The 11,935-nt window shown below is 67.2% G+C and carries 13 protein-coding genes; 3 read left to right on the forward strand and 10 right to left on the reverse strand.

Going from position 1 to position 11,935, the window contains the following annotated elements; translation table 11 throughout:
- Window positions 1-64: 64 nt before the first annotated feature.
- The 4 genes from ACFOYU_RS25295 to ACFOYU_RS25310 form a co-directional block, all read right to left on the reverse strand.
- A complete protein-coding gene (locus tag ACFOYU_RS25295) occupies window positions 65-715 on the reverse strand; it encodes a L,D-transpeptidase (protein WP_377035672.1) in 651 nt (216 codons plus the stop codon).
- A 98-nt stretch (window positions 716-813) separates the two neighbouring features.
- Window positions 814-2,919, reverse strand: coding sequence for a glycine--tRNA ligase subunit beta (gene glyS / locus ACFOYU_RS25300; protein WP_377035673.1), 2,106 nt, complete (start codon window positions 2,917-2,919; stop codon window positions 814-816).
- Window positions 2,920-2,968: 49 nt separating this feature from the next.
- Window positions 2,969-3,910: a glycine--tRNA ligase subunit alpha gene (locus ACFOYU_RS25305; protein WP_377035674.1), complete on the reverse strand. Its 942-nt coding sequence runs from the start codon at window positions 3,908-3,910 to the stop codon at window positions 2,969-2,971.
- A gap of 162 nt (window positions 3,911-4,072) precedes the next feature.
- The gene (locus tag ACFOYU_RS25310) at window positions 4,073-4,954 is read right to left on the reverse strand and encodes a S49 family peptidase (protein ID WP_377035675.1); all 882 of its coding nucleotides are present in this window, start codon (window positions 4,952-4,954) and stop codon (window positions 4,073-4,075) included.
- A 165-nt stretch (window positions 4,955-5,119) separates the two neighbouring features.
- Here ACFOYU_RS25310 and ACFOYU_RS25315 point away from each other — a divergent pair, with 165 nt between their 5' ends.
- A complete protein-coding gene (locus tag ACFOYU_RS25315; RefSeq protein WP_226739509.1) occupies window positions 5,120-5,449 on the forward strand; it encodes a hypothetical protein in 330 nt (109 codons plus the stop codon).
- Window positions 5,450-5,495: 46 nt separating this feature from the next.
- On the opposite strand, the gene ACFOYU_RS25320 is transcribed toward ACFOYU_RS25315, so the two are convergent.
- Both ACFOYU_RS25320 and ACFOYU_RS25325 read right to left on the reverse strand, forming a co-directional pair.
- Window positions 5,496-6,236 (reverse strand): tRNA1(Val) (adenine(37)-N6)-methyltransferase, encoded by a 741-nt coding sequence (locus ACFOYU_RS25320; RefSeq protein ID WP_377035676.1) that lies wholly within the window; start codon window positions 6,234-6,236, stop codon window positions 5,496-5,498.
- Window positions 6,229-6,453, reverse strand: coding sequence for a DUF2007 domain-containing protein (locus tag ACFOYU_RS25325; protein WP_226739513.1), 225 nt, complete (start codon window positions 6,451-6,453; stop codon window positions 6,229-6,231). Before ACFOYU_RS25325 ends, ACFOYU_RS25320 begins: the two co-directional genes overlap by 8 nt.
- A 114-nt stretch (window positions 6,454-6,567) precedes the next feature.
- On the opposite strand from ACFOYU_RS25325, the gene ACFOYU_RS25330 reads away from it, so the two are divergent.
- A complete protein-coding gene (locus tag ACFOYU_RS25330) occupies window positions 6,568-7,587 on the forward strand; it encodes a polyprenyl synthetase family protein (RefSeq protein WP_377035677.1) in 1,020 nt (339 codons plus the stop codon).
- A gap of 142 nt (window positions 7,588-7,729) precedes the next feature.
- Here ACFOYU_RS25330 and ACFOYU_RS25335 read toward each other — a convergent pair whose 3' ends face one another.
- The gene (locus ACFOYU_RS25335) at window positions 7,730-8,194 is read right to left on the reverse strand and encodes a M10 family metallopeptidase C-terminal domain-containing protein (protein ID WP_377035678.1); all 465 of its coding nucleotides are present in this window, start codon (window positions 8,192-8,194) and stop codon (window positions 7,730-7,732) included.
- Window positions 8,195-8,200: 6 nt separating this feature from the next.
- On the reverse strand, window positions 8,201-8,419 hold the full coding sequence (locus ACFOYU_RS25340) for a cadherin repeat domain-containing protein (protein WP_377035679.1): 219 nt from the start codon (window positions 8,417-8,419) through the stop codon (window positions 8,201-8,203).
- Window positions 8,420-8,622: 203 nt separating this feature from the next.
- Between ACFOYU_RS25340 and ACFOYU_RS25345 the strand changes: the two genes are divergently transcribed.
- A complete protein-coding gene (locus ACFOYU_RS25345; RefSeq protein WP_377035762.1) occupies window positions 8,623-8,928 on the forward strand; it encodes a MetQ/NlpA family ABC transporter substrate-binding protein in 306 nt (101 codons plus the stop codon).
- Window positions 8,929-9,012: 84 nt separating this feature from the next.
- Here ACFOYU_RS25345 and ACFOYU_RS25350 read toward each other — a convergent pair whose 3' ends face one another.
- Window positions 9,013-9,885, reverse strand: a complete 873-nt coding sequence (locus ACFOYU_RS25350) for a 4-(cytidine 5'-diphospho)-2-C-methyl-D-erythritol kinase (protein WP_377035680.1) — start codon at window positions 9,883-9,885, stop codon at window positions 9,013-9,015.
- 127 nt (window positions 9,886-10,012) lie between these two features.
- Window positions 10,013-11,797 carry a tetratricopeptide repeat protein gene (locus tag ACFOYU_RS25355; RefSeq protein ID WP_377035681.1) on the reverse strand — a complete coding sequence of 595 codons (1,785 nt, stop codon included), beginning with the start codon at window positions 11,795-11,797 and terminating at the stop codon, window positions 10,013-10,015.
- Window positions 11,798-11,935 lie beyond the last annotated feature (138 nt).

Genomic DNA, 11,935 nt, shown 5'->3' on the forward strand with positions numbered 1-11,935 from the left:
GCGAGGGTCGAACGAAAAAGGCCGGGCTTGCGCCCGGCCTCGGATTCATTCCTGCAGCGTTCCGTCAGACCCGGTAGCGCCCGTTGCGCTTCACGTAGACGGTGGTTCCAACCGGCACGCGCTCATAGAGATCGACGATGTCCTCGTTCAGCATGCGCACGCAGCCGGAGGAGACCTGCTCGCCGATGCTCCAGGGCTCGTTGGTGCCGTGGATGCGGAAGAGCGTGTCGGCGCCGTTCTGGTGCAGGTAGAGGGCGCGGGCGCCGAGCGGATTGTCGAGACCGGCCTCCACGTGGCGCGGCAGGTCGGGCTTGAGGCTCACCATGGTGGTGGTCGGCGACCAGGCCGGCCACACGCCCTTGCGGCCGACCGTCGCGGTCCCCTTCCAGGAGAAGCCCTGCTTGCCGACGCCGACGCCGTAGCGAATCGCCTTGTTGTCGGCCTGCACGAGGTAGAGCATCCGCTCGTCGATATCGACGACGATGGAGCCCGGCTTCTCGGGGCCGTTATAGGCCACGGTCTGGCGGGCGTATTTCGGGTCCATCCTGCTGCGGTCGACCAGCGGCACGTTGTGCGGCTTGTCCGGCATGGAGCCGATATACCAACCCGCATAGGGATCGGCTTCCGCCGCGGCCTGGGGAGGCTGCTGGATGGACTGGCAGGCAGCGAGGGGCGCAATGGCGATTGCGCCGAGCAGAAGACGTCGAGTGAGCATCGGCTGTCCCAAGACAGGGTAACGGAGTTGCCCCTGCCTAACGCGAAGTAACGAGTCTGGCTGTGCCCTGCTTGCAACAGCCGGGCTCGAATGTGAGCTCAGCCCTCGATCCGGGAGAAATCGGCCACCGCCCGGGTGGCCTCGCGGAAGGCGTTGAGGAGCCTCAAGCGGTTCTCGCGCAAGGCGGAATCCTCCGCATTCACGGTCACTTTGTCGAAAAAGGCGTCCACGGGCTGGCGCAGGCGCGACAAAGCGCGCATGGCGCCCTCGAAATCCTCGTTCTCGACCGCGGCGGCCGCCTCCTGCCGCGCTCCGTGCAGAACCACCGCCAAGGCCTTCTCCTCGATCTGGCCCTGGGCATTCACGATTTCGAGATCCGGCGCCTCGCTGTACGAGCGCCCGTCCTTCTTCTCCTCGATCCGCAGGATATTCGCCGCCCGGCGGTATCCGGCGAGGAGATTCGCCCCGTCCTCCGTGTCGAGGAAGCGGCCCAGCGCCTCCACGCGACGGACGATCATGAGAAGGTCGTCCTGGCCCGGAAGCGCGAACACGGCGTCGATGAGGTCGTGCCGGGCGCCCTGGTCGCGCAGGTAGACTTTCAGGCGGTCGGCGAAGAAGGAGAGGAGATCGGCCGCGACGCCTTCATTCGCCTCGGCGGCGGCGAAGGCGCGGCTCTTCATGACCTGCTGAACGAGATGCAGGCGAATGTCGTTCTCCAGCACCAGCCGGATCACGCCCAACGCCGCACGGCGCAGGGCATACGGATCCTTCGATCCGGTCGGCTTCTCGTCGATGGCCCAGAAGCCCACCAGCGTGTCGATCTTGTCGGCGAGCGCCACAGCCACCGAAACCGGATCGGTCGGCACCCGGTCGGAGGGGCCCAGCGGCTTGTAGTGCTCCTCGACGGCCGCCGCGACGGACGGGTTCTCGCCCTGGAGCGTGGCGTAGTAGCGGCCCATGAGGCCCTGCAGCTCGGGGAACTCGCCCACCATCTCGGTCACGAGGTCGGCCTTGGCGAGGCGCGCAGCGCGCTCGGCCAGCTCGGGATCGGCGCCCACGAAGGGAGCGAGGTCGCGCGCCAAGGCCGCGATGCGCTCCACGCGCTCGTGCTGGGTGCCGAGCTTCTCATGGAAGACGATGGATTTCAGCTTGTCGAGCCGGTCCTCCAGCTTCACCCTCTGGTCCGTTTCCCAGAAGAACTTGGCGTCGGAGAGACGCGCGCGCACCACGCGCTCGTTGCCGCCCACGATGGTCTTGCCGCCGTCCTTGGCGACGAGGTTCGACGTCAGCAGGAACCTGTTGGCCAGCTTGCCGGTCTTGGGATCGCGCAGCACGAAGCACTTCTGGTTGGCGCGGATCGTGGTGCGGATCACCTCCGGCGGAATGTCCAGGAAGGCCTCGTCGAAGGAGCCCATGAGCACCACCGGCCATTCCACGAGGCCGGCGACCTCCTCCAAAAGCCCCTCGTCCTCCACGAGTTCGAGTCCCTGCGCGAAGGCGAGGTCCCGCGCGTCGTGGAGAATGATGTCCTTGCGGCGGTCTGCATCGAGCACGACCTTGGCGCGCTCCAGCGCCGGCGCGTAGTCGTCGAAGCGCTTCACCCGGAAAGCGCCCGGCGACAGGAAGCGGTGGCCATGGGTGACGTCGCCGGAGGCGATGCCGTCGACCTCGAAATGCACCACTTCGGGGTCCTCCGTCTCGGGCCCGAAGGTGCAGACGATGGATTGCAGCGGGCGCACCCAGCGGAGCGAGCCGGGGTCCTTCGAGGCTGCGCCCCAGCGCATGGATTTCGGCCAGGGGAAGGTCTTGACGATCTGGGGCACGATCTCCGCCAGCACGTCCTGGGTGGTGCGGCCGGGCTTCTCGATGACGGCCACGTAGAACTCGCCCTTCTTCGGGTCGCTCTCGATCTTCGCCTGGTCGAGCGAGGTCAGCCCCGCCCCCTTCAGGAAGCCCTGAACCGCCGCCTCGGGCGCGCCGACGCGGGGGCCTTTGCGCTCTTCGCGCACGTCCTGCCCCTTCACGGGCAGGCCCGCCACATGGAGCGCGAGCCGGCGCGGGGTCGCGAAGGCCTTGGCGCCCTCGTAGACGAAGCCGCGCTCCACGAGCGCATCGGTGACGAGCTTCTTCAGATCCTCCGCCGCACGGCGCTGCATGCGGGCGGGGATTTCTTCGGAGAAGAGTTCAAGGAGAAGGTCGGGCATGACAGGACTTTGAAATCGAGGAAGGAAGGGATCGAGGGAGCACGCCGCCTCAAGCGGCCACGCCCCCGCCCTCGGTCTTCAGCCATGCGGCGCCGCAGGCCTTGGCCAGCTCGCGGACGCGCAGGATATAGCTCTGGCGCTCGGTGACGGAGATCACGCCGCGGGCGTCGAGCAGGTTGAACATGTGGCTGGCCTTGATGCACTGGTCGTAGGCCGGCAGCGCCATGAGATGGCGGCTGTCGTTGGCGCCGGATTTGGGTTCGCCGTCCGCCAGGTACTTGCGGCAGGCGGCCTCCGCGTCGCGGAAATGGCGGAAGAGCATCTCCGTGTCGGCATATTCGAAGTTGTGCCGGGAATATTCCTGCTCGGCCTGGAGGAAGACGTCGCCGTAGGTGACCTTCCGGTCGCCCTCCAGCCCGTTGAAGTTGAGGTCGTAGATCGATTCCACGCCCTGGAGATACATGGCGAGGCGCTCGAGCCCGTAGGTGAGCTCACCGGCCACGGGGGAGCACTCGAAGCCCGCCACCTGCTGGAAGTAGGTGAACTGCGAGACCTCCATGCCGTCGCACCAGCACTCCCAGCCGAGGCCCCAGGCCCCGAGGGTCGGGCTCTCCCAGTCATCCTCGACGAAGCGGATGTCGTGGACGCCCGTATCGATGCCGATGGCCTCCAGCGACTTCACGTAGAGCTGCTGGATGTCCGGCGGGTTCGGCTTCAGGATGACCTGGAACTGGTAATAGTGCTGGAGCCGGTTGGGGTTCTCGCCGTAGCGCCCGTCCTTCGGGCGCCGCGAGGGCTGGACATAGGCCGCGCGCCAGGGTTTCGGCCCGAGGGCGCGCAGGGTCGTGGCCGGATGGAAGGTGCCGGCGCCCATCTCCATGTCGTAGGGCTGTAGGATCACGCAGCCCTGTTCGGCCCAGTAGCGCTGAAGGGTGAGGATCAGCCCCTGAAAGGAGCGCGCAGGATTCATATGCGCGGTTTCGCTCGTCATTTCGGCGTCCGGTGGTTGGAAATCTCTGTCGAACCCTTGGGAGTTGGGGCGGCGCAAGTCAAGCGCCGGGGCGGACCGCTCCCTCGTCATTCCCGGCCGGAGGCGGCGGACGGGAAGGGAATCTCCTTCCCGGTCCTTCGGACTACCAGGGCTGAAATGGTGCTACAGCCCCAGCCGCGACCAGGAGGCCCGCTCTTCCAGGGCGCCGATCATCTCGGCCGGGTCGATCAGGCTGGTCTGGCCTCCGGGCCGGCGGCCCAGGAGACGGGCGAGGAGCGGCTGACGGGCCGGTTCGATCACGCGCAGCTGCACCTTGTCGCCGAAGCGCTCGCGCAGGACCGTGCGGATGTCGCCGATGCCGTCCACGAGGCCGAGGCCCCTCGCCTCCTCGCCGACCCAGAAGGCCCCGGAGAAGAGTTCGCCGTTGGCCTGGTCGAGCTTTTCGCCCCTGCGCGACTTCACGAGATCGATGAAGACGCCGTGGATGTGCCGCTGCAGGTTCTTGAGGCGCTCCACGTCCTTGGGGTCCTCGGGCCGGAAGGGGTCGAGAATGGCCTTGTTCTCGCCCGCCGTATGCACGCGCCGCTCGATGCCGAAGCGCTCGATGAGGCGGTCGAAGCCGAAGCCGGCGGACACGACCCCGATGGAGCCGACGATCGAAGACGGATCGGCGAAGATCTCGTCCGCCGCGCAGGCGATCATGTAGCCGCCCGAGGCCGCCGCATCCTCCACGAAGGCGATGACCGGAACCTTCTTTTCCTCCGCCAGGGCGCGGATACGCCGGAAGATCAGGTGGGACTGCGCCGGCGAGCCGCCGGGAGAGTTGATGACGAGGGCCACGGCCGAGGCGCCCTTGATCGAGAAGGCGCGCTCGAAAACCGGGGCCATGCTCGACATGGCAAGGCCCGGCCTCAGGGGCATCACCGCCCCGATGGGACCCGAGAGGCGCACCACCGGAACGATTGGAACCTGCGGCCTCAGCCGGCCGGGAAGCAGAAAATGGAGGCGCTGGGGAAGCAGCGTCGAGAGGGTGATCTGGCTCATGACGGGAATGTAGTGCGCGCGGCGCAGCTTCCCAAGATGAACATTCCTTTAGGGAATTGGTCGGACTGCGTTCAGCTGGGCCCGTTTAAACCTTCAGCATGAACAGCAGCCCTGTCGATACTTCATTTTCAGATCGCAGCACGGCGCGGAATTGAGGAGACATCCATGCGTAAACTGCTTCTCGGCCTCTTCGGCCTTCTTGCCCTGGGCTTCGGCGCCTTCACCGCCCAGCCCGCCGAGGCCCAGCCCTATTATCCCGGCTATCGGCAGCACTGGGGCGGCCCGGCCGTCACCGTGCAGTTCGGTCCGCCGCGCTACGAGTACCGGAGGCCCTACCGCGCCCGGCGCCATTACCGCCCCTACCGTCACTATCGCTACGCCCGTCCGGTCTATGGCCGCCCGGTCTATGCGGGTCGGCGCTGCTTCGTGCGGCCGCAGCGGGTCTGGACGGATTACGGCTGGGTCCGGCGTCCCGTGCGGGTCTGCCGCTGGTAAGAAGGCCGACAGGCCGAACGATGCGGGCACCTTCGGGTGCCCGTTTTCATGCGAGGATCGCCTCGCCCCGGTGCAGCGCCTCCGCCTGGGCGGTGAAGCGGCCGTCCGGACCGTTGAGAACGACCGGGGGCAGCACGTCCAAGGGGGCACGGCTTCCCTTGGTGGCCGCCAGCAGGAACCGTATCGCCGGCTTCCCGGCGGTCGGATGCACGAAGCGCAGCTGCAAGCCGCCCATGCCGGCGCCGAGCAGGTCCAGGCACTCGGCGAGCCGGTCGGCCCGGTGAATCAGAACGAAACGCCCCTTCGGCTTGAGCAAACCCGTGCAGGCCCTGAGCCAGGCCTCGAGCCCGCCCGCCGGCAGGGCATGGGCGGCGGCCCTGCCGCGGTCCGGCGAAATGCGGGCCTGCCCCTCTTCGAGGAAAGGCGGATTGGTCAGGACCCAGTCGGCGCTTTCCGGCGTCAGGCCCGCCGTCAGCCGCGCGGACCTGTCCAGCACGTCGATGGCGACGACCTCCCCTGCCACGCCGTTGAGGCCGCAATTGCGGCGGCAGAGTTCCGCGAGATCCGGGTCCCGCTCGACGAAGACGTAGCGGGCGCCCCTCTCCCGCACGGCCGCCATGAGGCCGACCGCCCCTGTGGAGGCGCCCACATCCACCACCCAGTCCCCAGCCTTGACGGGCGCCGAGGCCGCGAGCAGCACCGCATCGGTGCCGGCCCGGTGCCCTTTGGCGGGCTGAACCAGCCGGACGCGCCCGCCGAGAAGCGAATCGTCCGTGGTGTCAGGCATGCCGCAGCTCGGATTCGAGACCGGCATCGCTGATCAGCCGGCGGGCCTGGGCCACGTGATCCTCGGGCACGAGGATGCGGCGCGGGAACACGCCGATCATGCCCTCCAGGGCGCTGATATGCATGTCTGCGACGAAAACCGGGATATTGGCGTTCTCCAACAAGGATTGTAGGAAGCCGATGAGCACGAGGTCGTTCGTCCGGACGATTTCGACCATCGGCGCCTGCCCCTCCCCTACGGCATGCGTTTGCATTGCAGCATGAAAAGTGCCATGCCACGGTGGCTTCATATTCCTACCGGCCCTGCCGGCCGGCAACCCGGGTATTGAGACGTGGGCGTCGTCGTTCCTTTCGAAGACAAGCATCCTGAGAAGAATGCGGGCATCGAAAAGCTCGTCTCCCTTGTGGCCGCTGACATGGAACGGGTCAATGGGATGATCCTGTCGCGCACCGGCTCCGAGGTCACCATGATCCCGGAGGTGGCCAACCACCTCATTTCCTCGGGCGGCAAGCGCCTGCGCCCCATGCTCACCCTCGCGACGGCGGGCCTTTCCGGCTACGAGGGCGACGGGCACGTGAAGCTCGCGGCCTCGGTCGAGTTCATGCACACGGCCACCCTCCTCCACGATGACGTGGTGGACGAGAGCGACATGCGCCGGGGCAAGATCGCCGCCCGCATCAAGTGGGGCAACGAGGCCAGCGTCCTCGTGGGCGACTTCCTGCTCGGCCAGGCCTTCCGCATGATGGTGGAGGTCGGGTCCTTACGCGCCCTCGACATCCTGTCCGCCGCCGCGACCGTGATCGCCGAGGGCGAGGTGATGCAGCTCGCGGCCGCCAAGAACACCGAGACCACCGAGGACGAGTACCTGGCCGTGATTCGCGGCAAGACGGCGGAGCTCTTCGCCGCCGCCTGCGAGGTCGGACCCGTCATCGCCGGCCGGCCCAAAGCCGAGCAGACCGCCTGCCGCTCCTACGGCATGAATCTGGGCATCGCCTTCCAGCTCGTGGACGACGCGCTCGACTATGGCGGCAAGGCCGCGACCCTGGGCAAGAACGTGGGCGACGACTTCCGCGAGGGCAAGATCACCCTGCCCGTGGTCCTCTCCTTCCGCCGCGGCACGGACGAGGAGCGCGCCTTCTGGAAGCGCGTGCTCGAACAGGGCGAGATCGAGGATGCCGACCTGGAGCAGGCCGTCGCCATCATGCGCCGGCACCGGGCCCTGGAGGACACCATCGAGCGGGCGCGCCATTACGGCGCCATGGCCCGCGACGCGCTGGCCCTCTTCCCCAAGAGCCCGATGAAGCAGGCCCTGCTCGACACGGTCGATTTCTGCATCGCCAGGGCTCACTGAGCAGGCCGGCCCCTCGGCCCTCGCGCTGAAGAGGATCGCTTCGGCAGTCCATCTCCTGAACGAGGGCGCTTTCGCTACACTCTGCCCCTTCCAGGTGCGGCCTTGCGGCCGCTCCCCGGGATGAGGGCGATGCATGCCGCTCTCAGACGACGAAGAAGTCGTTTGCGGTGAGCTTGAGCTTCTTGGACAGCTTGGCGATCTCGACCGCCTTGCCGGCACCCGATCCGTCGGCATCGTAATACAGGATGCCCTTCTTCTCGCTGTAGACCAGGTAGTCGTCCTTGCCCTTGGCCTTCTCCAGGCTGAAGAACTTCTTGTTCAGCTTGGCCGGCTTGGCTTCCGAGCCCTTCTTGCCCAGCTTCTTGAACACCTTGTTGTCGAGCCAGATCGTGTCGTCGGCCACAGAGAAGTCCTTGATTGTGTCCAGGTTCTTCTTCTTGTTCGGCTTGGTGTCGAACACGAAGATGTCCTGGCCGGCTCCACCCGTCAGCACGTCCTTGCCCTTGCCGCCGTAGAGCCGGTCGTCGCCGCCCCGCCCGACCAGACGGTCGGCACGCGAGCCGCCGCGCAAAACCAGGTCCTCGATCTGATCCGTGACCGTGATCATGAAGGTCTAGGTCGTCTCCCCTTCATAGGGATCCATCGCCTTCACGACGACGTCGTATTGCGCTCTGGCCTCGAAATCGAGCGGGCGAGCGAGCACGAGATAGTCGCCGCTGATCGCGAATGCTCCGTCCGGGTTGGAGGCAAGGCTGAAGCTGACCGCATCGCTGTCCGCATCCGTGGCCGAGAGGCGGCCGACCTGCGTGTAGGCGGGCGCGTTCTCGGCCACGGTGGCGCTGGATAGCGCGGCCCGAGAGGGTGCTTCATTCGACAGAGCAACGACCTTGTCGCTGAACTTGAGGAGACGGACGTCGCTGACTCGGTCGATGCCATCCCCATTGGCCCGGAGAGCCTCAATGATAAAAGTGCCGGTGATGCTCGGTTGAATATCGTAGTCCGCTCTCGCACCAGAGAAGGCAGCGACTGCTCGACATCGCCGAAAATCCCAAGAACGTGCAGTTCTCCGAGCTCGACGCGGCGCAGCTGCCCCGCGCCCTGCCCGATCTCGATGCGGCCGTGATCAACACCGACCACGCCCTCAACGGCGGCCTCGACATCCGCAAGGACACGATCGCGGTCGAGAAGCGCGAGGGCAACCCTTACGCCAACTTCGTGGCCGCCCGCCAGGGCGAGGAAAACCGCCCCGAGATCAAGACCTTCGTGGAATCCTATCAGTCGCCGGAGGTGGCGAAGTTCCTGGAAGAGCGCTTCAACGGCGCCATCATTCCGGCCTGGTAAGGCGGCTCGGTTCCGATACCGGCCCTTGCGCACCATGGCCGGCCTCGTGCCGGCCATCCACGTTTTCGTGTGACCGCCGTGAGCCTACCGAAGGCTCGTGGCCTTTACCCACCAATCCGGCCGCCGCGCCGCGATCCGTTTGGATGCCGCGGCAGCGGTTTCGCAATCGTCGTAGAGCCCGAACACCGTCGCCCCTGAGCCGGACATGCGGACGAGACGGCAACCCTGCGTCTCCGACACCAGCCGAAGCGCCTCGCCGATCAGGGGCTGGACCCGGCCCGCAAGAGGCTCCAGATCGTTGCGCGCCGCCTTCAGGGCATCGAGCAGGGAGCCGGCCGAAGCGCCCGCCACCGCGGGATGCGGCTCCCCGGCGAGAGCCTGCCCCGCCTGCAATCCCAGCGCCTTGAACACCGCCGGCGTCTCGACCGGCACCCGCGGGTTGACCAGCACGGAGAACAGGCGCGGCAGGCGCAGCGCCGGGCCCAGCTCCTCGCCTGCCCCACGCATCATGCGCGCCTGCGGCTCCAGGCAGACGGGTACGTCGGCCCCGGTCAGGCGGGCGGCCTCCCGGACGGCCGGATAGGACAGCGGCAGGCCGTTGAGGTGCGCGAGAAGCCGTAAGGCCGCGGCGGCATCCGAGGAGCCGCCGCCGATGCCGGCCGCGACCGGCAGGCGCTTCACCAGATGAAAGGTGCCGACGGCCAGGCCTTCGAACCGCTCGGTCAGGAGGCGGGCCGCCTTGAGCACGAGATTGTCCGCGTCGCCTCCGGCCAGGGAGGCGGTCGGGCCGGAGACCCGCAGGGCCAATGCGGGCCCCGGCTCCAGCCGCAGGTCGTCCCCCGTTCCGGCGAAGGCCACGAGGCTTTCCAGGTCGTGATAGCCGTCCGCGCGCCGCCCCAGGACATGGAGCGTCAGGTTGATCTTGGCGGGTGCGCGGGTGGCGAGGGGCTGGGGCATGACGCCTTTCCATGCCCGAGAGCGGGAGCGTTGGGAAGGGCCGGGCTGGAGCGGTCCCCTGAACGAAAATGGCCGGGCGGATCCGCCCGGCCATGAGATCTCATGGGATGCGTTCGGGAGAAACGGCTCAGCCGCCGCTGGCATCCGCTTTCGGCGAAGGAACGGTCTCGGCCGCGGCGGGCTTGGGCTCTTCCTCCATCCCGTGCTCGATCTTCTTGAGGATCTTCTCCAGATCCTCGGGCTCGGGGTTCGAGTCCTTGGCGTGGTTCCACTGGAACTTGGCCTCGAGCTTGCGGCCGACCTTCCAATAGGCGTCGCCCAGATGGTCGTTGATGACCGGATCGCCGGCCTTCAGCTCCACGGCCTTCTCGAGTTCGCGCACGGCATCCTCGTAGCGGCCCATGCGGTAATAGGCCCAGCCGAGGGAATCGATGATCATGCCGTCGCGGGGCGCGAGCTCCACGGCGCGGGTGAGCATCTTGAAGGCTTCGTCGATGTTGACGTTCTGATCGACCCACGAATAGGCCAGATAGTTCAGCACCTGGGCCTTGCCCGCCGGCAGGGTGTCCGGAACCAGTTCGAGGGCCTTCTTCAGATCGGCCTCGCCCTTCTCCCACTGCTTCGCGCGCTCGTAGGACGTGCCGCGATAGAAATAAAGGATCCAGTGGCTGCGGTCGGGGGTGCCGATCAGCTCGATGGCCTTGCTGTAGGTCTCGGCGGCTTCGGCGAACTGCTTGCGCGAGCGCTGCACGTTGCCCAGAGCCATCACGACCTCGACGTCCTCCGGGTACTCCTTCATCAGGTTCTGGAGGTAGGCGATCGCCTCGTCGCCGCGGCCCATCAGTTCGTAGTTCTGGCCGATGGCGATGTCGGCGCTCGCGCGCACCGGGGCGTCCTTGGGAATGCGGGCGAAGGCCTCGTTGGCCCGCTCGTACTGCTTCAGGCGCTCATAGACGTCGCCGAGGGTGACGAGGGCCAGCGCGTGGTTCGGGTTGAGATCGAGCCCGAGCTGCAGATAGATGATGGCCGTCAGCTCGTCGCCCTGGCTGTTGCCGACCACGCCGAGCCCGTAGAGCAGCTCCGCGGCCCCGTCCTGGGCGGTCTTGATCAGGGGAAGAAGCGGCTTGCCCTCTTCCAGGGCCTTGATGGCGCTGCGCACCAGGGGGTGGCGCGGCGCCACCTCGTCGAAGCCCTTGTAGACCGCCAGCGCCTCCTCCTTGCGGCCGCGCTTGGCGAGGAAACGGCCATAGGCGTCGACCACCTGCAGGGTGTTGCGCTCGCCCTCATAGGCCGCCTTGAAGCGCTTCTCGGCCTCGGCGGTATTGCCGACCACATCGGCGATCAGGGCGGCGTGGTACTCGCGGAACTGGTTGAAGGCGCGCTCGTTCTTGAGCCGGTCGACGGTGGCCAGGGCCTTCTTGCCGTCCTTGGACCCGGCATAGGCCCAGGCGGCGAGGAGAGTCCCGGTCAGGTCGGCCCGGCGCGTTCCCGTGGCCTGGAGCAGCCGCTTGCGGACATCCGCGTATTTCTGGTTCTTCAGGGCGCGGACGCTCAGGGCGAACTGGGCGAGGTTGTTCGACGGATCGCGCGAGGCCAGCCGCTCGGCGGCGCGGAACGCGTCCGACATCGAGCCGTTGGCGAGGAAGGCCACGAAGGCACGCTCCAGGAGCTCCTGGTTGCGCGGGTCCTCCTGGATCGCCTCCTTGAAGAAGGTCGTCGCAGCCGCCGTGTCGCGGGCGGCGCCGGCCACATAGGCGGCCAGGAAGTTGCCTTCCAGGCTCATGGCGGGCCGGAGAGGCTCGGCCGGTTCCACATTGGCGGCGGCCATGGCGGGCGCGGCAAGGAAACCGGCCACCGAGAGCATAAGCGCGGGCAAGCCCTTGCGGACCGAAGAGAAACTAAAGGTTGGCACGAAGCGCGGCTCCAATCATCGCGACATCTCAATGGAACGGAGATGTGCGCCAAATCAGGCCGGAGAATGGCGTTTCCCTGTCACGGCGGCAAGGGGAACATTGACGCTGGTCGAGGTCTCGTGAAGATCCGAGGGAAA

This window comes from Microvirga sp. GCM10011540 (assembly GCF_042650665.1).
GTDB classification, from domain to species: Bacteria; Pseudomonadota; Alphaproteobacteria; order Rhizobiales; family Beijerinckiaceae; genus Microvirga; species Microvirga lenta.